Annotated in this window: 22 protein-coding genes; 19 read left to right on the top strand and 3 right to left on the bottom strand. The window is 40.5% G+C overall.

Translation table 11 applies throughout. The annotated features are described in order from the left end of the window. The first annotated feature begins 62 nt into the window (after window positions 1–62). From MHH41_RS11865 to MHH41_RS11825, 10 genes are all read left to right on the top strand, one after another. Window positions 63–7,097 (top strand): DNRLRE domain-containing protein, encoded by a 7,035-nt coding sequence (locus MHH41_RS11865; protein WP_340866382.1) that lies wholly within the window; start codon window positions 63–65, stop codon window positions 7,095–7,097. A 3-nt stretch (window positions 7,098–7,100) separates the two neighbouring features. Beyond that, window positions 7,101–7,343, top strand: a complete 243-nt coding sequence (locus MHH41_RS11860; protein WP_050943707.1) for a DNA-binding protein — start codon at window positions 7,101–7,103, stop codon at window positions 7,341–7,343. Between the two features lie 391 nt (window positions 7,344–7,734). Then, the gene (locus MHH41_RS18895) at window positions 7,735–7,863 is read left to right on the top strand and encodes a YxiG family protein (protein WP_423220680.1); all 129 of its coding nucleotides are present in this window, start codon (window positions 7,735–7,737) and stop codon (window positions 7,861–7,863) included. Window positions 7,864–7,922: 59 nt separating this feature from the next. Continuing rightward, on the top strand, window positions 7,923–8,270 hold the full coding sequence (locus MHH41_RS11855) for a YxiJ family protein (RefSeq protein WP_050943708.1): 348 nt from the start codon (window positions 7,923–7,925) through the stop codon (window positions 8,268–8,270). An 18-nt stretch (window positions 8,271–8,288) separates the two neighbouring features. Beyond that, complete coding sequence (locus MHH41_RS11850; RefSeq protein ID WP_050943709.1) at window positions 8,289–8,666, top strand: hypothetical protein; 378 nt, start codon at window positions 8,289–8,291, stop codon at window positions 8,664–8,666. 53 nt (window positions 8,667–8,719) lie between these two features. Next, window positions 8,720–9,589 (top strand): alpha/beta hydrolase, encoded by an 870-nt coding sequence (locus MHH41_RS11845; RefSeq protein ID WP_050943710.1) that lies wholly within the window; start codon window positions 8,720–8,722, stop codon window positions 9,587–9,589. A 75-nt stretch (window positions 9,590–9,664) separates the two neighbouring features. After that, entirely contained in the window at window positions 9,665–10,021 is a 357-nt protein-coding gene (locus MHH41_RS11840) for a winged helix-turn-helix transcriptional regulator (protein ID WP_034620552.1), read from the top strand. Between the two features lie 189 nt (window positions 10,022–10,210). After that, window positions 10,211–10,843: a 3-hexulose-6-phosphate synthase gene (gene hxlA / locus MHH41_RS11835; protein WP_340866381.1), complete on the top strand. Its 633-nt coding sequence runs from the start codon at window positions 10,211–10,213 to the stop codon at window positions 10,841–10,843. Beyond that, the gene (hxlB, locus tag MHH41_RS11830; protein ID WP_340866380.1) at window positions 10,840–11,397 is read left to right on the top strand and encodes a 6-phospho-3-hexuloisomerase; all 558 of its coding nucleotides are present in this window, start codon (window positions 10,840–10,842) and stop codon (window positions 11,395–11,397) included. The genes hxlA and hxlB overlap by 4 nt, the downstream gene beginning before the upstream one ends. Before the next feature lie 141 nt (window positions 11,398–11,538). Next, window positions 11,539–12,264: a DsbA family oxidoreductase gene (locus MHH41_RS11825; protein ID WP_137054950.1), complete on the top strand. Its 726-nt coding sequence runs from the start codon at window positions 11,539–11,541 to the stop codon at window positions 12,262–12,264. A gap of 33 nt (window positions 12,265–12,297) precedes the next feature. Here MHH41_RS11825 and MHH41_RS11820 read toward each other — a convergent pair whose 3' ends face one another. Next, on the bottom strand, window positions 12,298–13,398 hold the full coding sequence (locus MHH41_RS11820; RefSeq protein ID WP_003216759.1) for a GntR family transcriptional regulator: 1,101 nt from the start codon (window positions 13,396–13,398) through the stop codon (window positions 12,298–12,300). Between the two features lie 273 nt (window positions 13,399–13,671). Between MHH41_RS11820 and MHH41_RS11815 the strand changes: the two genes are divergently transcribed. The 4 genes from MHH41_RS11815 to MHH41_RS11800 all read left to right on the top strand — a co-directional run bounded on the left by MHH41_RS11815 (window position 13,672) and on the right by MHH41_RS11800 (window position 18,856). Continuing rightward, on the top strand, window positions 13,672–15,297 hold the full coding sequence (locus MHH41_RS11815) for a xylulokinase (RefSeq protein WP_137054951.1): 1,626 nt from the start codon (window positions 13,672–13,674) through the stop codon (window positions 15,295–15,297). Continuing rightward, window positions 15,291–15,995, top strand: a complete 705-nt coding sequence (locus MHH41_RS11810; RefSeq protein WP_003216476.1) for an L-ribulose-5-phosphate 4-epimerase — start codon at window positions 15,291–15,293, stop codon at window positions 15,993–15,995. Before MHH41_RS11815 ends, MHH41_RS11810 begins: the two co-directional genes overlap by 7 nt. A 17-nt stretch (window positions 15,996–16,012) precedes the next feature. Continuing rightward, window positions 16,013–17,434 carry an L-arabinose isomerase gene (araA, locus tag MHH41_RS11805; protein ID WP_340866379.1) on the top strand — a complete coding sequence of 474 codons (1,422 nt, stop codon included), beginning with the start codon at window positions 16,013–16,015 and terminating at the stop codon, window positions 17,432–17,434. Between the two features lie 81 nt (window positions 17,435–17,515). Further along, window positions 17,516–18,856: a sugar porter family MFS transporter gene (locus MHH41_RS11800; RefSeq protein WP_340866378.1), complete on the top strand. Its 1,341-nt coding sequence runs from the start codon at window positions 17,516–17,518 to the stop codon at window positions 18,854–18,856. Between the two features lie 35 nt (window positions 18,857–18,891). Here the strand turns inward: MHH41_RS11800 and MHH41_RS11795 are convergent, their stop codons facing one another. After that, entirely contained in the window at window positions 18,892–19,104 is a 213-nt protein-coding gene (locus MHH41_RS11795) for a hypothetical protein (protein ID WP_003216677.1), read from the bottom strand. A 35-nt stretch (window positions 19,105–19,139) separates the two neighbouring features. Continuing rightward, entirely contained in the window at window positions 19,140–19,457 is a 318-nt protein-coding gene (locus MHH41_RS11790) for a hypothetical protein (RefSeq protein ID WP_253622410.1), read from the bottom strand. A 178-nt stretch (window positions 19,458–19,635) separates the two neighbouring features. On the opposite strand from MHH41_RS11790, the gene MHH41_RS11785 reads away from it, so the two are divergent. The 5 genes from MHH41_RS11785 to MHH41_RS11765 all read left to right on the top strand — a co-directional run bounded on the left by MHH41_RS11785 (window position 19,636) and on the right by MHH41_RS11765 (window position 22,693). Then, on the top strand, window positions 19,636–19,929 hold the full coding sequence (locus MHH41_RS11785; protein ID WP_003216648.1) for a CotD family spore coat protein: 294 nt from the start codon (window positions 19,636–19,638) through the stop codon (window positions 19,927–19,929). 18 nt (window positions 19,930–19,947) lie between these two features. Continuing rightward, window positions 19,948–20,115: a hypothetical protein gene (locus MHH41_RS11780; RefSeq protein ID WP_284906834.1), complete on the top strand. Its 168-nt coding sequence runs from the start codon at window positions 19,948–19,950 to the stop codon at window positions 20,113–20,115. 18 nt (window positions 20,116–20,133) lie between these two features. Beyond that, window positions 20,134–20,550, top strand: coding sequence for a GNAT family N-acetyltransferase (locus MHH41_RS11775; protein WP_284906835.1), 417 nt, complete (start codon window positions 20,134–20,136; stop codon window positions 20,548–20,550). Window positions 20,551–20,581: 31 nt separating this feature from the next. After that, window positions 20,582–21,121, top strand: a complete 540-nt coding sequence (locus MHH41_RS11770) for a delta-aminolevulinic acid dehydratase (protein WP_284907256.1) — start codon at window positions 20,582–20,584, stop codon at window positions 21,119–21,121. 159 nt (window positions 21,122–21,280) lie between these two features. Then, entirely contained in the window at window positions 21,281–22,693 is a 1,413-nt protein-coding gene (locus tag MHH41_RS11765; protein ID WP_340866377.1) for a polysaccharide deacetylase family protein, read from the top strand. The last annotated feature ends 68 nt before the right edge of the window (window positions 22,694–22,761 follow it).

Here is a 22,761-nt window from a genome sequence, read left to right as displayed (position 1 = left end):
AATGTATTATTATATATGGCGTAATGTTACAAATGTTACAAATATATGATAAGGAGATTAATATGAATCTAAAAAGAAAAGTAAATTGGAAAAAGAATATTGCAGCACTACTATCGTTTGTGATGCTTTTATCAATGTTTCCTTCTGATATTTTTGCAGAAGAACATGACGAAAATACAAAACCAAGTCATAACAGCTTAGAAGAATTAGATAATTCAAAAGCCCTAGAAATGGCAGGTATTGACGAAGATGAAATTGGAAAAGACGGAGAAATTCTTTCAGAAAGAACAGAAAACAGCAAGCTTTTTTATGAAGGAGAGGGTGTATTTACACAAGAGGTATATCCTGATCCAATTCATATAAAAGAGACCCCAGATGCTGAGTGGGAGGATATCTCTCCTGAATTAAAGACGAGCTCGAAAAAAGAAATAGAAACAGAAAATGCAAGATTAGAATCAACTTTTCAAAAGCAAATGAAACAAGGGCTATATGCCACATTTGAACACAAGAAGCATCAAATTGAATTTTCAATTTTAAAAGCTTCAGGGAAAAATAAATCAGAAATCGATTCCAAAGATTCATCTGCACAATTTAAAGAGAACACCAACGAGCTTACATATGAAGAGGTATTTCCAAATATAGATTTACGTTCATTTACCTTTAATGAAAATATCAAAGAAGATATTGTACTCAATCGATATGATGGCTACAATTCATTTACATTTAAAATAAAGACTGATCTAACTGGGGAAATCGAGGAAGACGGTTCTATCACATTTTATGATCAGAAGAAACGGACCATTTTTCAAGTCCCAAAACCGTTTATGACTGATTCTAATTTAGATGAAAAGTCAGGTGAAGTGGCTCGCTCAGAAGATGTGAGCTTTAAATTAGAAAAAGAAGATGATGGCTATTTACTTCGTGTGACAGCAGATGAAAAATGGCTAAAAGATCCTGAACGAGTTTATCCTGTGTCTATCGATCCTTCGACTTCTTTATCTGTGTCAGCAGACACATTTATCATGAGTAAATACCCAACAACAAATTATTCATCCTCTACGCAAAAATGGGATGCTAAACTTAAAAGTTATGTACTGAAAACAGGTTATTATGATAAAACAACTGGTACAAACTATGCGTTTATGAAGTTTAATTCATTCAAGCCGATTCAAAATATGAATGTAACGAAAGCGACGCTCAAAACGTATGTTGCTCATTCATATTACGGGACGAAGGCTACTGGTCTTTGGCTGGATACAGTGAATGCCAACTATGATCATACAAAACTAACATGGAATAATAAACCAAGCTCCAAAAATATCGGCAAAGCCAATGTATATAAAGGACAATGGGCGAGCTATGATGTGACATCGACCATCAAAGCTTGGAATAGCGGAACAGCTAACTATGGATTTAAATTACATGCAAATGGAAATGGGCAAGACCATTGGAAAAAAATAATCTCATCAACAAACTCTACCAATAAACCAGTCATTGAAGTAACGTATACCATTCCGCAGGCAAATGCACCAACTGTAAAAGGTTTTAGTAATGGAAATGGGACAGGCTACTTCAATTTAAGTTGGAAAAAGGTGTCTGGCGCAAAAGGCTACAAAGTATGGCTGTACAACGGAAAAGAGTATGAAGCCATTTCAGTTGGAAATGTGGCATCATGGAGTACAAAAGGAAAGAATATATGGCCGACAGCAAGCGAGATTGCAGCAAAAAAATACAAACTCCATTTAGATGGAAAAGGCGGGACTGAATTAGCAGTTGATCCTTCCCCGGTTTACAAAAACTCAGGCGGCAATTATGCGGCAAGTAAAAATTATTGGGTAGCTGTAAGTGCGATTTTTGACCAAGGTGAAGGCGCAATGTCCGCAAAAGTAAAACCTGTCGTGCCGAATGTGGCTAGAGCGAAAGCACCTAGTACAAAAGGATTCAATAATAATAACGCAACAGGTTACTTTGATCTTTCTTGGAATTCAGTATCCGGTGCGACCGGTTATAAAATACAAATGTTTAATGGGAAAAGCTATGAGACATTGGATCTTGGGAATCAAACATCATGGTCAACAAAAGGGAAAAAAGTATGGCCGACAGCTGCTGAGATTAAAGCAGGTAAATATGCATTGCACCTCCAAGATGGAAAAGGTGCTGAGCTTCCAATTCATCCTGGTGCGACTTACAAAAATGCTGGAGGAGATGGGGCTCAAAAACATTATTCCTTCAGAGTGATTGCCTATAATAAAGATGGAGAAGCCATTGCTTCACCGCCAGCTGGACCAACTTTACCTGATTTATCTAGACCGAAAGCTTTATCTGGATATGCTTATACCAATACAAAAGAGAGCCAAACAGGTTATATCAATTTACATTGGGACAAAGTGAAAAATGCAAAAGGGTATAAAATTAACATCTATAATGGTAAGGCATATCAAACATTTGATGTTGGTGATGTCGATCATTGGACTACACAAAACAAGAACATTTGGCCGACTCCTACTGAAGTTAAAAGTGGGAAATATGTGCTTCATACAGATGGAAAGGGCGGAGAATTAGCGCTAGACCCATCACCAGTATATGAAAATGCGAATGGAAATTATAAAGGACGCAAGAACTACTCCTTTACTCTTTCCGCCTACGATGCAAATGGAGAAACCATTCCGACACCAGCCTTTAACCCGACATTCCATGAAGGGGCTGAATTCCTTGGAACAGAGGATTACTGGTCGATTATTGATATACCAGACGGCCAGCTAAATGGTGCGACTGGTAATGTGATTGTCAGTGAAGAAGAAATGTCGATTGATGGAAGAGGACCGGGACTTGGAATTGGTCGCACATACAATAGTTTAGATGCAGCTGACCACCTGTTTGGTCAAGGGTGGTACGCAGATGTAGAAACGAGTATCACGCCAACAAAAGAAGGTGCCATCTATCTTGATGAAGATGCCACAACTCATGTTTTTACAAAAAAAACAGATGGTACGTATCAACCACCAACAGGTATTTTCCTTGAATTAACGGAATCAAAAGATGAATACATGTTAAAAACGAAGGATCAAACCTTTGCACACTTTAGTAAAAATGGTGGGAAAATCACCAAGGTTGTAGATGGACATAAAAATACAACGACATACAAATATAACGAAAACAATCAGCTCACATCAATAGAAGATGCATCTGGCCGAAAAATAACAATGGAATATGATGAAGGTGGTCATATCATCTCGGTTCAAGGACCAAAAGGAAAAAAGCTTTCATATGAGTATGATGCAGGCTTCCTAATGAAAATCATTGATTCAGATGGAACGAGCATCTCGTATGAATACGACAAAGATGGCAAACTGATTAAACAATTCTCTCAAAACAGCACAGAAGATCAGCCTGTTTTTACAGAATACCAATATGAAAATCATCGTTTAGTCAAGGCAATCAATGCAAAAAAAGAAACCTTTGAGTACGCATATGATTTATCTAAAAAGACACTCATGCTGACGCAGCCAAACGGTCGGAAAATACAGTATACGTATAACGAAGCAGCCAATCCAATTCAAGTTGTAGATGATGCGGAAGGGCTTAAAATTACCACTAAAACGAAATATGAAGGCAACCAAATCGTAGAAGAAACTGACCCAAATGATGTAGAAAAAGGAAAAGCTACAGAAAGCTATTCGTATGACAAAAATGGCAACGTCATTCAGGCGAAAGATGCTTATGGCACAGAAACCTACGAGTATAACAAAAACAATGATGTCACTAAAGTGAAAGATACAGAAGGAGATATCACAGATATCGCCTATGATGGATTAGATGCTGTATCTGAGACAGATCAAAGTGGAAATATGTCTTCAGCAAGTATTTATGATTCTTACGGGAATTTGGTACAAACGAGTAAAGAACTTGCTTCAGGTGCGAGTATATTAAAAAATAGCAGTTTTGAAGATACGCTAACTGGCTGGAAGCTTACCTCATCTAAGGATGACGGGAAACTAGCACAAACAGCTGGGAAAAGTGGTGCTTTATCTGGCGGCCGAGTATTAGAGATCAGTTCACAATCGACAACTGAAGGAACAGAACTTGGCTATTCTTCTGCTACTCAAGAAGTAATACTAGAGCCAAATACGACGTATACACTTAGTGGAAAAATAAAGACAGAGCTAACGAAAGCAAGAGCATTTTTTAACATCGATTTAAGAGATACAAATAACAAACGAATTCAATGGATCAGCAACGGCTACAGCACATTATCAGGCAAAAACGATTGGACAAAACGCCAAGTCACGTTTACGACGCCATCTCATGCAGGCAAAGCTGTAATCTATATGGAAGTGGATCATCGAGATAAGGCTGGAAAAGGAAAAGCCTGGTTCGATGAGATTCAGCTAGAAAAAGGAGAAGTTTCATCAAGTTATAATCCAGTCAAAAATAATTCCTTTACGGATAAAACAACAAGCTGGAGCGGAACAGGTGGTTCATTAGATAATGAAGAAGGCTTTAACGATGACGTTTCGTTAAAAATGACAAGAACCTCTACAACTCAAGCAAATGCCATCTATAAACAATCTGTACCGATTGAACAAAGTGTGAATGATCAATCTGTGTATGTCACATTGACTGGGATGTCTAAGGCTGAAAATGTCAAAGCCTCAATTGAGAATGATTACTCACTTCAAGCGTCCGTTACATATACAGATGGCACAACAGGAACGTTTAATGCGAAATTCCCAACCGGTACACAAGAGTGGAACCGAGCGGCGGTTGTCATACCAAAAACAAAACCTTTGAAAAAAGTCGACGTTCAGATTGTTTTCCAAAAAAGCGCGACTGGAACGGCTTGGTTTGATGATATCCGTCTAGTAGAAGGTAGTCTGTTAACGAAAACCACTTACGATGAGAAAGGGAACTATGCTGTTAAAGAAGAGGATGAACTTGGTTACTCATCTCAATCTGCCTACGACGAAACGGGCAAAAAGCTTTCTGAAACAGATGCGAAAGGCGAAAAAACAACATTCGAATATGACCAGGCTGATCAGCTGAAGAAAATCACTTTATCTAACGGGACATCCATTGTGAGAACGTATGATAAAGAGGGCAATGAACAGTCGAAAACGATTCGTGCAGAGTCAGATCAGACGTATCAATTTGAATACGACCTGATGGGCAAATTGACGAAAACCATTGATCCTTTAGGAAATGTGTTAAAAAGTGAATATGATGCGAATAGCAACTTAATCAAAACCATTTCTGCTAATGGACATGAAGTGTCTCTCACGTATGATGGAACAGACCGAGTGAAATCAAAGTCGTATAATGGAACAGAAAAATATCACTTTAGCTATGATAAAAACGGAAACGAAACAACGGTTGTCAACAAAGAACAAAACACAACCAAAAATCGCACGTTTGACCAACAAAATCGCATCACAAAGTTAACAGAGCGTGGCAGCAGCCAAACTTGGACGTATCCAGCCGATTCAGATAAACTGAAATCCTTTGAGTGGACACACGGAAATCAAAAAGGGAAGAACCAATTTAGTTACAATAAGCTTGATCAAATGACGCAGATGAAGGATTCGAGTTCTACGTATTCGTTTGATTATGATGAAAATGGAAATGTTCAGTCCTTTATTACAGGTAACGGCAGTGGTGCTAGCTTTGCTTATGATGAGCGCAACTTAATCAATGATTTGCACATTGGAACAAGCCAAGGCACGACGATCTTAAACGAAGCTTACGAATATGGTCAAAATGGAAACAGAATAACGGTTGATCAAGGAAGCAACGGGAAGATTCGTTATGAATATGGAAAATTAGATCAATTGATCAAAGAAAGTCATCCAGATGGCACGGTCATTGAGTACACATATGATGGGTTTGGAAACAGAAAAACAGTTACGACTGAAAAAAATGGCACTAAAAAAACAATCAACGCATCATTCAACATCATGAACCAACTGACAAAGGTAAATGATGAGACTTTAACTTATGACAAAAATGGCAACCGAACGTCTGACGGACAATTCCTTTATGAATGGGATGCAGAAGATAACATAACGGCCATCACGAAAAAAGGCGAAGACAAGCCATTTGTCACTTACAAATATGATGAGCGTGGATACAGAATTCAAAAAACAGTGAATGGAAAAGTCACCAATTACTTTTATGACGGCGACAGCCTGAATGTTTTATACGAAACAGATGGAGACAACGAAGTCACAAAAGCATACACATACGGTGACAGTGGACAACTCCTTGCATTCACGCAAAATGGAAACAAATATTTCTATCACTACAATGCACACGGTGATGTCATGGCCATCACAAATAGTGCAGGAAAAATCGTTGCTGAGTACGAATACGATACATGGGGCGTTCCAACAAAGGTAAAAGAAGATGAAGAAGTAAAAGGCAACCCATATCGCTATGCTGGTTACCGCTTCGACGAAGAAACAGGACTGTACTATTTAATCGCACGCTACTATGAACCAAGAAACGGCGTATTCCTATCACTTGACCCAGATCCAGGAAGCGATGGAGATTCACTAGATCAAAACGGATATACCTATGGAAACAACAACCCAGTCATGAATGTAGACCCAGACGGCCATTGGGTATGGTTTGTTGTCAATGCAGGATTTGCAGTATATGATGGATACAAAGCTTATAAATCGGGCAAGGGCTGGAAAGGCGCAGCTTTAGCAGCAGCATCGAATTTTGGACCTGGGAAGGTATTCAAGGTGTTAAAAGTAGTAAAGCGTGCTAAACGATCTTCAAATATTGCCCACAATGCTGCTAGGCATAGCAAATTAAAAGAACATTATAAGCAATCACAAAAATATGGCAAGGCAAAAGTTAGGCATTTATCTGGGGGACGTTACCGTTACTATGGCCACGTAACACCGGCTAAGAAAAAAGGGGAAATGGCGGGCAGAAGAGTAGTAAGAGAATGGAATTATAAAACAGGAAAAAAGAGAACATGGCATGAAACTATTGATCATCGTGGTAAAGTAAGACAAGTAAGACCACAAAATGGTAAAGTTAAAGTGCATTACCGCTTTAACAGTAAAGGTCAGTATATAGGGAAGTGGTAATTTATGGTCGAACCAGAAATGATAGACTGTATAAATAAAATACAAAAAGTCTTAAATGGGACTATGACTAGAGAAGAAGTTTCTGATTGGGCTGAGATTTATGTTAGTGCAGATGATCCTGAAGTCGATGATGAAAAAGTTTGGGATATGCTGATTCTTCTAAGTGGAATTGATTTGAAAGATGCTCCCAATTCCTATTTCCACACAGAAGAGGATTTGGAAGAATGGATAAGAAAATATAAATAGCTTTAGTAGAAATGTGCCTTTTAGTATGTTATTCACTATAAGGCGCATTTTTTGTTATTTATTTGTTGCCCAAATTTTAAACATGAGAAGATATGCCAAAAGGGTATATAGTTTTATGAAACCTTATAAACTTTTACGAAAGTTAAAGTAAGTGTATTGTTATAGAGGTAATACAAAAGAAGTCCAAGAATTAAAAATTATTCTACAAATATAAGTAAAAAGTAATTCAAGAGAATAATTGAAAATAAAATAATCAAAATTACAAAATGTCACTCATCATGAAATACGATTTATAAATGTGGTAAGGTAATTCTAGATTTGAAGAATTAATAACAGAAGGGGTAAAATAGAAAATTTTAAATCTGTCTTTCATCTTTATGATACAGGGAACTTGAACAATGAACTACTTGAAGAATTTGAAGCAAATGCAAATTTTCTATTTAACATCAATGGGATGTTACTCGCAATAGAATCGAAAAACGTATGTTTCGATTCACAAGAATTTATCTGCAGTGTATAGGAAGATCTCATTAGCGTCTAAATAAGAATTTAAAACAATGAGAGATTGGGGAAAGGTCCATGAAAATCAGCCGTGATAAACAAGATTTATTCGATGATTTAAAACAACGTTATCAATACTTATTAGATTCAGCTTATCCAGATGAAATCGTCTCTTTTGAGGAAGAAACTGGTATATGTTCAGGTGATTTTTATATGTTTTTTTCACTTGTTGCAGGCAGCTTAAGTTATGTGATCGATCATAAACGAATACCGAAAAAACAGTTAAACGTGCTACGTCAGTCATTTGAAGAGCAATATCCCCAAATCAAATCGTATCAACAGATCCTTGAATCGTATCCTTTATTGCATTCCTATGTTCAATACCATGAAGAAACAAGAAAACGAATGATTGCACTTATACAATAACCTTTTAGAGGACAAACGATGACATGGTTTTTAGATAAAAAAATCCAGAAACAAATCCCTGATTTCAATATCAACCATCTAAAGCAAATCAATGAATTTCACTACTTTAAAGAGTATAATGAACATTACGACTTGATCAACTGTATTGTAATGCACATCCCATATGTATCCCCGAATCTACAAGCAGACATTCATCTGAAATTCACCAATGTCGCTTCTGTTCAAATCAAAAATTTGGAGTTAACAAACGATGACCATATTTTATTGGACATTCAGTTTTTGGATAGAGGCTGGGAAAATTTGAATTACTTTGTCGAAGACTTTGAAGAACAGTATTTTTCTTTTTATTGTCAAACGGTACAAGTCATACAAGTCGTATCAAATGAATCGGGCTAGTCTCTTTACATATGTGCGAATCAAGCTTCCCCATCCCAACACAGAAAGGTGCAATGACATTGAATCGAATCATGAAATGGCTCTTATTTGCGGTGGTCATCGCTGGATTATTGGTATGCGCATTCTTTGTGTTCCGTTTAAATCAGCCTAAGCCGACGACAAACATCCATTATGCAGACACACAAAACAAACAGCAAACACTCGATATGTATATGCCAAAGGGAAAAGATGAAGACAAAAAGAAGAAGCATCCAGTCATGATCTATCTCCATGGCGGCGGCTGGACAGGCGGCGATAAGAATAGAGTCGCTTCAAAGGCTGATTATTTTACCGGTCAAGGGTATGTGTTTGTTTCGATGAATTATAGGCTTCACCCTGATGCCAACTATGAGCAGATGGCAGATGATACGGCAAACGCCATTAAATGGGTCAAGGATCATGCAGATGAGTATCAAATTGATTCATCAAAAATCAATGTCATGGGTCACTCAGCGGGCGGTCATTTGACGGCATTGGTGGCCACAGATTCGACTTACTTAAAACGTGTGGGGCTGTCGCCAAAAACGATCAATTCTATCGTGATTTTAGATGGTCCGTTAAACATCAATCAATTTATCCAAGCCATTCCATCGTATAAAAAAGTATTTGGTAAACAGGAGAAGAACTGGACAAAGGCATCACCTGTCACTTATATGAATCAAGCGAATGTACCGCCTGTTTATTTGGTCACGGGGTGGGAAAATCCTGAGGTGTATCGATTTGCAGAAAAACTGAACCATGATAAAGGTTCTAAGTTTGTGTTTCGGGTCCATTCGCTGAGCCACAGTGACTTGAATAAATGGTTTGGATCAGACAGGGCGCCAAAAGAAGCGCAAAAAATGACAGAGTCTGTTATGACATTTGTGAACAAACAAAATCAATAACAAAGACTGTATGCTCGACAATCCATTTTGCCGGAGTATATGATAAAGCGTAAATGGTTTGTACCAAAGGAGTGTATGTTGTTGTCATCACGTATGGAAAATAAAGTGTTCAATTGCGAAAAAGAGCTGACGCTAAATATTATCGGCGGTAAGTGGAAAATGCTGATTTTATGGCACCTGGGCAGAGAAGGGACAAAACGGTTTGGTGAGCTAAAGTCGTTAATGCCTGGGATTACGCAAAGAATGCTTGTCAATCAGCTAAGAGAATTAGAGGAAGATCACATTGTGCATCGGGAGGTTTATCCTGTCGTTCCGCCAAAGGTTGAGTATTCCCTGACAGAACTAGGAGAAAGCTTAATGCCGATTTTAGAGTCGATGTATGATTGGGGAAGACAGTATCTCGACAGCAATTTTTTAAAGGATGATAAATAGTAATACATGCAAAAGATACTGGTCGAAAGACAGTGTCTTTTTTGTAACCATATGCGAAAAAGTATAGTATGTAAAAAAAAAGTGCGTACTTGGATTGCTCCCATCCTGTTGTTATACTCATTTCATCGTGCAAGAAGCCCTATTCACAGAGCTCTTGAAGATGAGATGAAAAAACGGGAGTGAACATTCATGAAATTACAATTAGCATTAGATTTAGTGAATATACCAGAAGCGATTGAGCTGATCAAAGAAGTAGAAGGATCTATTGATGTAGTCGAAATTGGAACACCTGTTGTGATCAACGAAGGCTTGCGTGCCGTCAAAGAAGTCAAACAGGCATTTCCAAACTTACGTGTACTCGCTGATCTGAAAATTATGGATGCTGCCGGCTATGAAGTGCAGCAGGCATCCGAAGCTGGAGCAGATATCGTGACCATTCTTGCAGCGGCAGAAGATATGTCCATTCAAGGAGCGGTGAAAGAAGCGAAAGCAAGAGGGAAACAGATTTTAGTGGATATGATTGGTATCAAAGATATCGCTGGCCGTGCAAAAGAGCTGGATGAGCTAGGAGTCGATTATATTTGTGTACACACAGGCTATGACCTGCAAGCGGTTGGTCAAAACTCATTTGATGACCTGATGACCATTAAACAAGTCGTCAAACAAGCGAAAACAGCGATTGCAGGCGGAATTAAGCTTGATACGTTACCTGAAGTCGTAAAATTAAATCCTGATTTGATCATTGTCGGCGGCGGTATCGCAAGCCAGGATAATAAAGCAGAAGTGGCCGCACAAATGAAGCAGCTGATCGCACAATCATGAAGACCAGTGACTATGTGAAAGCCATTTTGAATGAGCTTTCTGAGCACTCGCCCGCTATTCAAGACGAACAAGCAGAGCGGCTTGTCTCAAGCATTTTAGCTGCAAGAAAGGTCTTTGTGGCAGGTGCTGGCAGGTCTGGTTTGATGGGAAAATCATTTGCCATGAGACTCTCGCATATTGGAGTCAAGGCTTATGTGGTCGGTGAGACCAATACACCTTCCTTTACTGAAGAAGATCTCTTGATTGTGGGGAGCGGATCTGGCCGAACAGAGACTTTGCTTGTCCTTGCAAAAAAGGCGAAAGCAATTGGCGGAAAAGTGGCAGCTTTCACGCTTTCTGCTGAGTCACCTCTAGCTGATCTATCGGATAAAGTCATCTTACTGTCAGGTGCACCAAAGGATCAACAGGAAGGAAGCCATCATACCATTCAGCCAATGGGCTCGCTATTTGAGCAAGCGCTACTTCTGACATACGATGCGGTCATTTTACGTTTAATGGAAATAAAAGAACTCGACACTCATAAAATGTACGGTCACCATGCCAATTTAGAATAGTCATTTTCAAAGCCTTTCCTTTCTTAAAAGGAGAGGTTTTTTTCATTTCAATCAAGATCAGAATCTTGACATAACCGATTTGATGTAACTATAATTGTTACATCGTTGAAGAAAAAGCGTAAACACGAAAGGAAGATGAACATGAAAGTACAAATCTGGTCAGATATCGCCTGTCCTTTTTGTTATATAGGAAAAAAACAACTAGAAACAGCGCTTGAACAATTCCCTCAAAAGGAACAGGTAGAAATCGAGTTTAAAAGCTTTGAGCTTGATCCACATGCACCTGCTCAGGTCGATTATGATGTCCATGATATGCTCGTTAAAAAATATGGGATGAGCCGCAGCCAGGCCATGGCGATGAATGAGCAGGTGAAGCAGGCCGGCAAAGAGAAAGGAATCGATTTTCAATTTGATCCACTTGTGTTGACAAACACCTTTGATGCCCACCAGCTGGCGCAATATGCTGGTCAAATGGGAAAAGGCGATTTCGTCATGGGAGAGCTGTTTCAAGCTTATTTCACAGATGGAAAGCATGTTGGTGATCGTCAAACCCTTTTAGATATTGCAGAAAAAGCAGGTCTTGATTTGCAGGAAGTACAGCAAGTTCTAGGCGGCGAAGAGTTTGCAGATCATGTCCGAAAAGACGAACAAGAAGCGAGACAGCTTGGTATCAATGCTGTTCCGTTTTTCTTGATCAATGGCAAATATTCAGTGGCAGGTGCACAGCCAGCCGATACCTTCCTGCGTGCACTTGAAACGGCTTGGACAGAAGAAGCAGCTCAAGCTGAGAAAGAGGCTGCCAATTCATTTGAAGCAGCATGTGCAGATGGCGTATGCGCAGTGCCTGCCCCTAAAGAAGAGATCTAACCATATAAAAAATGAGCCTTCTCCAAAAAGGGCTCATTTTTTTCTTGCATTCATTTGTTTGATCGTTTCACCTGGAACCAATTCAGGTTCGTAAAAGGTTTGATGAGGGAGATTCTTCTTCCCTTGCACCTTTTTAATCATCCAGTCTGCTGCATCCCGGCCCATTTGCTCCTGAGGGTGCGTCAGTGTTGTCAGCTTCACATGGGCATTTTTCTGGGCAATATACGAATTATCCTGTCCAATAATGGAAAGATCCTCTGGAATGGACAGACCGATGTCACTGCATACATTGGCAACCTCTAATCCAACCTCATCGTTATAGCAAACAAGGGCAGTCAGCTCATGCTGATGCTTTAATAAGAAAGTTTTAATATCATCCCCCAAATGCTGCTTCGATTCTGTATCGAAAAAGAGTACGTGCTCAGGCAGGAAATTAAGCTTGGCTTCACCGAGCGCTTGAATATAGCCCTTCATTCGGTACTTTCCCTGTAAATCATCTGTTTTTGAGATCAGGCCGATTTGCTGATGTCCCGAGGTGATCAGCTCTTTTGTGGCTAAATAGCTGGACTTCACATCATCCAAACAGAGAAAAGGGACCTCTAACTGCTCATAATAGGCATTGATCATAATGAGCGGTACATCCTGTTCTTTAAAAGATAGGTAGTACGAGATGTTCGGGTTGTATAAATTGCTTTTCGTCGGCTCGACAATGAGTCCGTCCACACCAAAGGACAGCATCATTTCGAGCGCTTTTTTCTCCTGTTCTACATCATTATTCGTACTCGCCAGTAACAAAGAATAGTTCTCTTCGTTTAATCGGCTTTCAATGCCTCGAATGATGGAAGGGAAAATGTAATCGGATATGTATGTCGTGATAACCCCAATCGTTCTCATATGCGTATGTCCAGCAGGCTTTGTTTGATATTGATTGGTCACAAATGTGCCTGAACCCTTTTCACTTCGCAAAAACCCTTCACTCGACAATTCTAAGATGGCCTTTCGAACCGTATGCCTGCTCACTTGATACATCTCCTGCAGGCTTGATTCAGTTGGAATACGTTCCCCGATCCGGTAATCCCCTGTGAGTATTTTGCTTTTTATATCATCGATAATGATCTGGTACTTCTTTTTCATCGTTTCACTTCTTTCTCAGTTGATCATCTACTCGGATTGAGAAGAAATTGTATGGACATATTTTAACATGGTTGGCGAATCAAAAACAGGCGCTTCCCCTTTCTGTCGTACCAGCTTTAGAAAAGTGCAGGTTTTTGTCATATTGTGTATGTACAACTATATTTATTATTGACATATGTACGTACAAATATTATATTGTGAATGTGCACAGAGAATCAATGAATCTAGAAAACGAAAATTGAAACCGCTATCAATCATGGAGGTGAACGCAGAATGAATCATGAAGAGACGACCAAAGCCTTAAAAGAAGGACGGACATCTTTAGGGATTGAATTTGGTTCAACACGAATTAAAGCCATTTTAATAGATGAAGCGTTTCAGCCAATTGCCCAAGGTGCATTTGAGTGGGAAAGTTCTCTCCAGGAAGGAATTTGGACGTACAACTTAATTGATATCATTACAGGTCTTCAAGTAGCGTACCGAGAGATGAAAGAGCAAGTCGAGCAAAGGTATGGCGTGACCATTCAAACCATTGGCTCAATTGGGGTATCAGCTATGATGCATGGCTATGTGGCATGTGATCATACAGGAGAGGTCCTCGTTCCGTTTCGCACATGGCGGAATGCAACAACCATTGAGGCGAGTCAAAAACTGACGGATGTCTTCCAATTTCATATTCCAGAAAGATGGAGCATTGCCCATTTGTATCAAGCCATATTAGAAGAGGAAAAACACCTTTCCCGTTTAGAATATATAACCACTCTATCAGGATACATTCACTGGCTGTTAACAGGAAAGCAGGCCATTGGCATTGGGGATGCGTCAGGCATGTTCCCAATTGATGAACAAACGAAGGATTACAATGAAGAAATGCTCCATCAATTTGAAGACTTGATCGCAGAAAAAGGCTATCCGTGGAAGCTCCGTCACCTTCTGCCGCGTGTTTATTTAGCAGGCGAGGAGGCTGGCGTGTTAACGGCAGCAGGAGCAGCCATTTTAGATCAAGGCAAACATTTGCGGCCAGGCATTCCATTTTGCCCCCCGGAAGGTGACGCCGGAACGGGCATGGTGGCAACAAACAGTGTAGAAAAACGGACAGGGAACATTTCAGTTGGGACATCTGTTTTTGCCATGATTGTGCTAGAGCAGGAGCTAAAGGGTGTGTATCCAGAAGTGGATATGGTCACAACGCCGGACGGACTGCCAGTCGCAATGGTTCATGCGAACAACTGTACAAGTGACTTAAATGCTTGGATGAATATCTTTAGAGAGGCATTTGACGCACTAGGCGTGCAAGTGTCGTCAGGAAAGGTATACGAAGCCTTATTGCAGCAGGCGTTAGAAGCAGATCGAGATGGCGGCGGACTCTTAAGCTATGGCTATTATTCTGGTGAAAATATTACAAGACTGCCAGAAGGAAGACCTCTTTTTGTCAGATCAGCTGAAAGCCGCTTTAATCTGGCTAACTTCATGCGTACCCATCTTTTTTCTGCTTTTGGCGCAATGAAAATAGGGATGGATCGCTTAAAAGAACAAGAACAGGTTGTGATTGATCGTTTATTAGCACATGGAGGGCTATTTAAAACACCGCTCGTTGGCCAAAAAATGGTGGCGGCAGCGCTTGATACACCTGTATCAGTCGTTTCCACTGCGGGAGAAGGCGGTGCGTTTGGAATGGCTGTCCTCGCTTCCTATATGGTCCATCATCAAAAGCAAACATTGGCTGAATTTCTCACGCATCAAGTGTTTGCCCATACATCAGAAGAACTGATAGAACCCGATCCGCTTGATGTCAAAGGCTTTGGCGAATTTTTAAAGCGCTATCAAGACGGCCTTCCGATTGAAGAGGCGGCAGTATCACATCTGATGCCAAAGAAAGGAGTGACAACCGTATGCTAGAACGCTTAAAAGAAGAAGTATACGAAGCCAATTTAGATTTACCGAAATATGGACTTGTGAAATTCACATGGGGCAATGTCAGTGCGTGTGATCGTGACAGCGGTCTATTCGTTATTAAGCCTAGCGGTATAGCGTATGACCAATTATCAGCTAAAGACATGGTTGTGGTCGACTTTGACGGTGAAGTAGTGGAAGGGGAATACAGCCCTTCATCAGATACAGCAACACATGCTGTCCTTTACAAACACTTTGAGGAAATTGGCGGTATTTCACATAGCCATTCCATGTGGGCAACCGTTTGGGCGCAGGCAGGTCTCGATTTACAGGCAATGGGCACAACACATGCCGATACATTTTACGGCGCTGTTCCATGTGCTCGATTTCTGACAGAAGATGAAGTGAATCGTGGTTATGAGGTAGAGACGGGCCGGCTGATCATCGAAACGTTTGAGAAAAGAAACCTAGATGTGATGGCGGTGCCGGGTGTATTGCTGCAAGGTCACGGTCCATTTACGTGGGGGAAAGATGCAAAAAGTGCGGTCACAAACAGTGTAATTTTAGATGAAGTTGCCAAAATGAATTTGTTCGCAAAGCAATTAAATGAATACGCAGAACCTCTTCCGCAGCGAATTTTAGATAAACATTACTTAAGAAAACACGGCGAACATGCGTATTACGGACAAAAACCTTCAAGATAAAGAAAAGAGGGATATCTATGTTAACAAGTCAACATAAAGAATGCTGGTTTATTGTCGGATCACAGCATTTATACGGAGATGAAGCACTGCAGAAAGTAAAAGCAGATGCACAAAAAATGACGGATGCCTTAAATGAGAGCGGTTTACTTTCTTATCCAGTGATCTTGCAGGAGCTAGCTGTCAGCGCGGATCAAATCACAAAGCTGATGAAAGAGGTCAATTATCGTGATGAAGTTGTCGGCGTGATGACGTGGATGCATACATTTTCACCGGCAAAAATGTGGATACGCGGGACCAATCTTTTGCAGAAGCCTCTTTTGCATCTTGTCACACAGTATTATGAAAAGATTCCGTGGGACACGATCGACATGGACTATATGAATCTTCATCAATCTGCCCATGGAGACAGAGAATATGGCTATATCAATGCACGTTTAAATAAACAAAATCAAATTGTTACCGGTCATTGGTCTAAGCCGGATGTGCAGCAGCAAATCGCTGAATGGATGGACGTGGCAGCTGCCTATCATGAAAGCTTTCAGATCAAAGTGGCTAGGTTTGGTGACAACATGCGCCACGTGGCTGTAACAGAAGGTGATAAAATCGAAGCCCAGATTCAACTAGGGTGGACCGTTGATTACTTTGGCATAGGCGATCTCGTCGAATATGTGAGTGCAGTAGAAGAAGCAGAGGTAGATGCATTATTTGCAGAGTATTTAACGCAATATGATGTGGATTATGGAACGTATTCAGTTGAAGATTGGGAAAAAAGTGTTAAGGTGCAAGCGCGCTATGAAATCGCTATCAAACGCTTTTTAGATGAAGGCGGGTACAATGCCTTTACGACAAACTTTGAAGATTTACATGGAATGAAGCAGCTGCCAGGACTTGCGGTACAGCGGCTAATGGCAAAGGGATATGGCTTTGCGGGGGAAGGCGATTGGAAAACTGCTGCGCTGGACCGGTTATTAAAAGTGATGAGTCATCATCAATCCACTGGTTTTATGGAGGACTACACGTATGAAATGACCTCTGGACAGGAAGCAGTGCTGCAATCTCATATGTTAGAAGTAGATCCAGCGCTCGCCCATACGAAACCTGTCATTGTCGTATCTCCGCTTGGAATCGGAAACAGGGAAGATCCAGCTCGCCTTGTGTTTGATGGAAAAGCAGGGGAAGGTGTTGTCGTTTCTATTGCTGACTTTGGAACTCATTTCAAATGGCTCATACAAGAAGTCGAAGCCTTTGAGCCGGAGGAAGCAGCACCTCATTTACCGGTTGCACGTGTGCTCTGGAAAATCAAGCCGAATTTTCAGGACGGCGTCAAAGCATGGATTAAGCAAGGTGGGGGTCATCATACAGTCGTATCCCTCAATTTAACGGTTGATCAAATTGTTCATTTTGCAAAGCTTGTCAATGCAGAATATGTGGTTTTATAGAAGGGTGAAAGGTCTTCTACTGAGTGAAGTAGAAGCACGGGATGAAATGAAAGCGGTTAATTAAGTGAGGGGGTCATCCACTTGGAGAAAAAAGTGTCAAGCAAATTTATTTTCTTTTTCGGATCCTTTGCAGGCATCTTATTCGGATATGATATTGGTATTATTGCAGGGGCAGAAGGACATATTCAGCAAGAATTTCAGCTCAGCCCATTATGGCTTGGAATTGTCGTCTCTTCATTAATGGGCGGGGCGATTATCGGCTCCATTTTAAGCGGTCTGTTAGGGGATAAATTTGGCCGTAGAAAGCTTATTTTGATCTCATCCGTTATCTTTTTTGTCGGAGCGATCGGATCAGCTATCGCATCAGAAGAGATTTCATTAACCATTGCACGTCTCTTTTTAGGAACAGCCGTAGGAACAGCTTCATCTTTGGTGCCGGCATACATGTCTGAAATTGCTCCTGCTAAAATTCGCGGGAAATTGTCTGGGCTCAATCAGCTCATGATCGTGAGCGGACTATTGCTGAGCTATATTGTTGCATTTGTGTTTGAACCTGTTCCAGACAGCTGGCGCTGGATGCTCGGTAGTGCCGCTTTATTTGCCATCGTACTTTATATTGGGATGCTGAAGCTCCCTGAATCTCCGAGATATTTAATTAAACACGGAATGCCTCATAAAGCACGAGAGGTATTAGGATCACTACGCTCTTCTCGTGAAGAAATCGAAGCAGAGATGCAGGAAATTTTAGAAGTTGCAAAAGAAGAACGCTCTGGTATTCGCGAATTGTTCCAAAAGAAATTCAGAATGGCTCTTTTCATCGGCGTTGGGATGGCGACCCTTCAGCAAATTCAAGGGGCGAACTCCATTGTGTATTATGCAACGAGTATTGCTCGGAATGTAGGCCTTGCACCTCAGGTTGCCGCAGGTTTTACAGTCATTGTCGGTGTCATTTTTGTCGTCACCACCGTGATCTTTTTACAATTTGTCGACCGGTTCGACCGCCGAACGATTCTCACCGTAGGGGGAACGGGCATGGCCCTTTCTTTCTTTGCACCAGCCGCATTAGGTGCACTTGGCGTGAGTGAAGGGATTTTAAACTGGGTGACATTGATTTCACTTTGCTGCTTTATCTTGTGCTACGCCTTCTCATGGGCACCGATCACGTGGATCATCATCGGCGAAATCTTCCCGCTTTCTGTCAGAGGTATCGGCGCAGGTATTTCATCTGCCTTTAACTGGACGGGATCGTTAGCCGTCGGACTCGTGTTCCCTATCCTGGCAGATAAATTCAGCTTTGGGGTCATTTTCTCCTCATTTGGTGTCATCTGCTTAATCGGACTATTGTTCACCCGCTTTGTACTAGTTGAAACAAAAGGAAGAAGCTTAGAGCAAATCGAAACCGATATGGCAGCACGAGTATAAAGAAAACCCTCTATCCCGTGTGGATAGAGGGTTTTTTACTCAAGCGTCTGTTTTAGCTCATCTGGCAATAAATCAATCAATTGATCATAAGAAGATAAATCCAGCACTTCAAGAAGCGCATAATATTTTGCATAAACCTCACTCAGCTGATCAGGATGATTCGTTTCATATCGATTCAAATGCAATTGAGTCAGTTCAAGTGCAATGTCCAGCTTGTTTCGTTCGATTGGTTGTGTCGTATTGATCATATCGTTCACCTCGTGTTTGATGATGAGTGGGAAGGTTATGGGGCGGTACCGCAGCTAACCTTATATTCATTTTTCTCGACCTTTTTCGAATAGCAGACAGAAGGTGTCATCCCTGTTTCACTTTTCCAAGCCTGCCAGTAAACATCATAAAGCTGGCCATACTCAGGATCTTTATACTTCGTTTTTTTCAAAATAGCAAAATAGCTTTGGTAAGGGTATCCTTTTTGGTAAATTGATTTCCGGATAGCGCCTTTTTCGGTTGAATTTGTGAAGATCATAGGTGATAGCATTGGAAGAGCAATGATGATGACAATAAATGTCATGAATAAAAAGAGTTTATGTTTTGTTTTCATAGATGTCCTTTCTGCGCAAGATATCATTTGTATAATATGTTAAAAATGACCTTTTGTAAAGAAAGAGAAAACGAGATGAATAGTGGATTTTTTAAAAAATAGACAAGCATCTAATCACAAATGACGTCTCTTACATACGATAGAGTGTAAGTGAAAGACAAATTGAAGGGGTGTTGAGATGAGCCGGAATCGATTAGATGATTTTTTCTTTGGACCTCGCAGAGGAAACCATGGAGAAGATGAAACGGTTGTTTTCCCCACACGTCAAATTGTCAACACAAGAACGAATGAACAAACCATCAGAAAAATTCATCCAACGCATATCACAAACGTCAATAAAAATATCAAAAGAATTGAAAACTACTATCCTGTCACTGAGTCGACTCATAACGAGTATATCGTGAAAGAATACGATTGCGGCAGTGATATCAAAAACCCTTGCTGCCGTCCAGTGAAACGCTGTAAGTGGTAATGAAGGGGGCATCCTTTTATGGGATGCCTTTTTATTTTCAGAAGAAACATTTTGATCAAAATCTCCTTTCAAGATAAAATTGGAAGTATGAATCATTCTGTTGGGGGCGATGTTCTAAATATTCGATTGTTAATTCCAGATGATGCTGAAGAATATGCCGCGTTGAGACTAGAAGCACTACGATGACATCCAGAGGGCTTTGCGATGAGTTATGAAGAAGAGCAAATCGGTACAATAGAAAAATACGCAGCTCGTTTTGCTTCGGTACAATTGATGTGGACCTTTGGCGCCTTTGATCAAGGGAAGCTTGTGGGCATGGTCACGCTCATCCAAGAAAACTTACAGAAATTAAAGCACCGAGCGAATGTGGCAGCGATGTATGTTACAGCGGGTGCCCGCGGAAAAGGAGTAAGCAAGACCTTGATGACAGAAGTTCTTTCATTCGCCGGAGAACGACACGACATCGAGCAAATGTATTTATCAGTCGTGACGACCAATCACTCAGCTAAACGCCTGTATCGCTCTATTGGATTTGAGTCATACGCGCTTGAAGAAAAAGCACTAAAATGGCCAGATCATACATATGCAGATGAGGAAAAAATGGTTTTATTTTTATCATAGTCTGGAGGAGATAGAAGTGGATCAACAAGCCATGTGCATCACATTAGCAGCAGGACCTAATAGTGAACTGGAATCTTTTGCACTGCGTGCAGCACTTGAAAACTTCGGCGCGAACGTCGATATGCATTGGATTGGAAGACCGAATGACCTGATTCATGTGTTATCTGGTAGAAATAGAAGAGAAATAGATTACCTTCTTTTATCGTTTCACGGTGAAGAAGGAGCATTGATCATGCCTGAATTAGGGGAAGATGTATACGAAGATGAGGAGCCTAGAGGCGCTGCTTTTGGAGCGGATGAAATCAAGCAGTATGCTTCATTAAAGGGGATTCACGTCATTTCTACAGGCTGCACACTAGGTGAGAAAAAATTAGCAGATGCCTTCTTAGAAGCAGGTGCCCTGTCCTATATAGCGCCGGATGATTACATTGATGGAGATGCGGCATTTATCTTTGTATTGACTATGCTTTATGAGCGCTTGAACAATACAAAGACGGTCAGAGCGGCTTTTGATCGAGCGAGTTCGATTGATGAAGAAACGAGATTATTTCAACTATATATGCAAAAATAATGATAGGGCTGAGAAATCAAGCCCTTTTTCTATTCCTCTTTTAAAATGTGTCTAAAGTGTGACAAGTTTGTTTTTTGAAAACTAAATTGGGTTCGCACAAAGTCTATCCTACAAACACACGTCATCAAGGCATGACGCCATCACGAGAGGGGAATTATTGTGTCAATGAAATGGAAAATCAGTCTCGTCCTATGCGGACTTGCAATCATCATCGGAATTGCTGCATTTTATCATAATCAGCAGGCAAGTGGGACGGAGAAGAAGAAGGTAGAACCAGATGCGAGCTATAAAGAAGTGGAGATAGTCACCCTCGTGAATGACGGGAGATACATGAGATATGCTGTCAACTATCCGGTCTTTCATCAAGAAAAGCTAGATCAAGAGATGAAAAGATATGCAGAAACAGCGCTAGACAAATTCAAAACATCATTTAGCGAAGCGAGCGATGTCGATGAAGAGAATCGATACGAATTAAATATAGATTACGAGATTATTCATTATGCCAAGCAAACTGCTGCGATTAAATTCAATACATATGAATTGAAAGGCGGAGTAAAAGGCGCACATCAAACGAAGATATTCAATTTTGATTTCAAGAAACAGCATTTTTTATCAATAGATGATTTATTTTTATCAAAGAAAGAAGATCTGCAAAAACTGTCTCAAATGACATTTGAGGAGTTAAAGAAAGATCGTTCTCTTGCTGAAAATGAGCATTTACTCAAGCAAGGAACGTCTCCTGCGGCAGAGCATTATCAGTATTTTGCCATCAAGGATCGTTTTATTGAATTCTACTTTCCAGCAGGGCAAATCGCACCAAGCGAACAAGGCCCTCAAGTGCTGGCGATTAAAAAAACCCTGCTTAAAGGAATGTTAAAGCCTGAATATATTAATAAAGAAAAGAACAAAAATGAGAAAAAAGAACCGATTCCAAAAAGAAAAATCGTAAAACTGCCAAAACAGTCAGCGTTTAATCCAAATCAAAAAGCCATTGCCCTTACGTTCGATGATGGACCAAATCCATCAACGACCTCAAAGATTTTAAATGCCTTAAAAGAAAACAAAGGACATGCGACATTTTTTGTATTAGGCAGCAGGGTTCAATATTATCCCGATATGCTAAGTAAAATCAGAAAGGGTGGGAATGAAATCGGAAATCATTCCTATAGCCATCCTTTACTCACAAGACTGCCATTAAAACAAGCCGTCAAACAGGTAGAAGAGACCCAGCAAATCATTGAAAAAGCTGGCGGTTTTACACCGACTCACTTTAGACCGCCATATGGAGGAACAAACGGGCAAATCAACGCGGCTGTCAATATGAAAGTCACGCTTTGGGACGTAGATCCTGAAGACTGGAAATATCGCAACAGCCAGTACGTTGCTAACTACATTCTCACACATGCGTCTAGCGGAGAAACCGTCTTAATGCACGACATCTATGACACCTCGGCAAATGCAGCTGTCACGATTATCAAGGAATTAACCAAACAAGGATATCAATTATTAACAGTTTCAGAGCTTGAGCAGTGGAAGGAATTGCGGGCGAAGAAAGGTGAATTGAATACGTAATGATCATGCGAATCTTAGTGGATTCGCATCTTTTTTTAAAGCCATTTATGAAAATAAAGGGAAATGAT

The sequence above is a fragment of the Bacillus sp. FSL K6-1145 genome, assembly GCF_038003425.1.
Taxonomy (GTDB): domain Bacteria; phylum Bacillota; class Bacilli; order Bacillales; family Bacillaceae; genus Bacillus; species Bacillus pumilus.
The sequence above is the reverse complement of the archived record's forward strand: the minus strand, read 5'-3'. Positions and strand labels throughout refer to the sequence as shown.

What these genes read in the sequence shown, in the direction of transcription:
- MHH41_RS11865 (WP_340866382.1), top strand. Translation starts at nt 63, where the DNA reads ATGAATCTAAAAAGAAAAGTAAATTGGAAAAAGAATATTGCAGCACTA.
- MHH41_RS11860 (WP_050943707.1), top strand. Translation starts at nt 7,101, where the DNA reads ATGGTCGAACCAGAAATGATAGACTGTATAAATAAAATACAAAAAGTC.
- MHH41_RS11855 (WP_050943708.1), top strand. Translation starts at nt 7,923, where the DNA reads ATGAAAATCAGCCGTGATAAACAAGATTTATTCGATGATTTAAAACAA.
- MHH41_RS11850 (WP_050943709.1), top strand. Translation starts at nt 8,289, where the DNA reads ATGACATGGTTTTTAGATAAAAAAATCCAGAAACAAATCCCTGATTTC.
- MHH41_RS11845 (WP_050943710.1), top strand. Translation starts at nt 8,720, where the DNA reads ATGACATTGAATCGAATCATGAAATGGCTCTTATTTGCGGTGGTCATC.
- MHH41_RS11840 (WP_034620552.1), top strand. Translation starts at nt 9,665, where the DNA reads ATGTTGTTGTCATCACGTATGGAAAATAAAGTGTTCAATTGCGAAAAA.
- hxlA (WP_340866381.1), top strand. Translation starts at nt 10,211, where the DNA reads ATGAAATTACAATTAGCATTAGATTTAGTGAATATACCAGAAGCGATT.
- hxlB (WP_340866380.1), top strand. Translation starts at nt 10,840, where the DNA reads ATGAAGACCAGTGACTATGTGAAAGCCATTTTGAATGAGCTTTCTGAG.
- MHH41_RS11825 (WP_137054950.1), top strand. Translation starts at nt 11,539, where the DNA reads ATGAAAGTACAAATCTGGTCAGATATCGCCTGTCCTTTTTGTTATATA.
- MHH41_RS11820 (WP_003216759.1), bottom strand. Translation starts at nt 13,398, where the DNA reads ATGAAAAAGAAGTACCAGATCATTATCGATGATATAAAAAGCAAAATA.
- MHH41_RS11815 (WP_137054951.1), top strand. Translation starts at nt 13,672, where the DNA reads ATGAATCATGAAGAGACGACCAAAGCCTTAAAAGAAGGACGGACATCT.
- MHH41_RS11810 (WP_003216476.1), top strand. Translation starts at nt 15,291, where the DNA reads ATGCTAGAACGCTTAAAAGAAGAAGTATACGAAGCCAATTTAGATTTA.
- araA (WP_340866379.1), top strand. Translation starts at nt 16,013, where the DNA reads ATGTTAACAAGTCAACATAAAGAATGCTGGTTTATTGTCGGATCACAG.
- MHH41_RS11795 (WP_003216677.1), bottom strand. Translation starts at nt 19,104, where the DNA reads ATGATCAATACGACACAACCAATCGAACGAAACAAGCTGGACATTGCA.
- MHH41_RS11790 (WP_253622410.1), bottom strand. Translation starts at nt 19,457, where the DNA reads ATGAAAACAAAACATAAACTCTTTTTATTCATGACATTTATTGTCATC.
- MHH41_RS11785 (WP_003216648.1), top strand. Translation starts at nt 19,636, where the DNA reads ATGAGCCGGAATCGATTAGATGATTTTTTCTTTGGACCTCGCAGAGGA.
- MHH41_RS11780 (WP_284906834.1), top strand. Translation starts at nt 19,948, where the DNA reads ATGGGATGCCTTTTTATTTTCAGAAGAAACATTTTGATCAAAATCTCC.
- MHH41_RS11775 (WP_284906835.1), top strand. Translation starts at nt 20,134, where the DNA reads ATGAGTTATGAAGAAGAGCAAATCGGTACAATAGAAAAATACGCAGCT.
- MHH41_RS11770 (WP_284907256.1), top strand. Translation starts at nt 20,582, where the DNA reads ATGTGCATCACATTAGCAGCAGGACCTAATAGTGAACTGGAATCTTTT.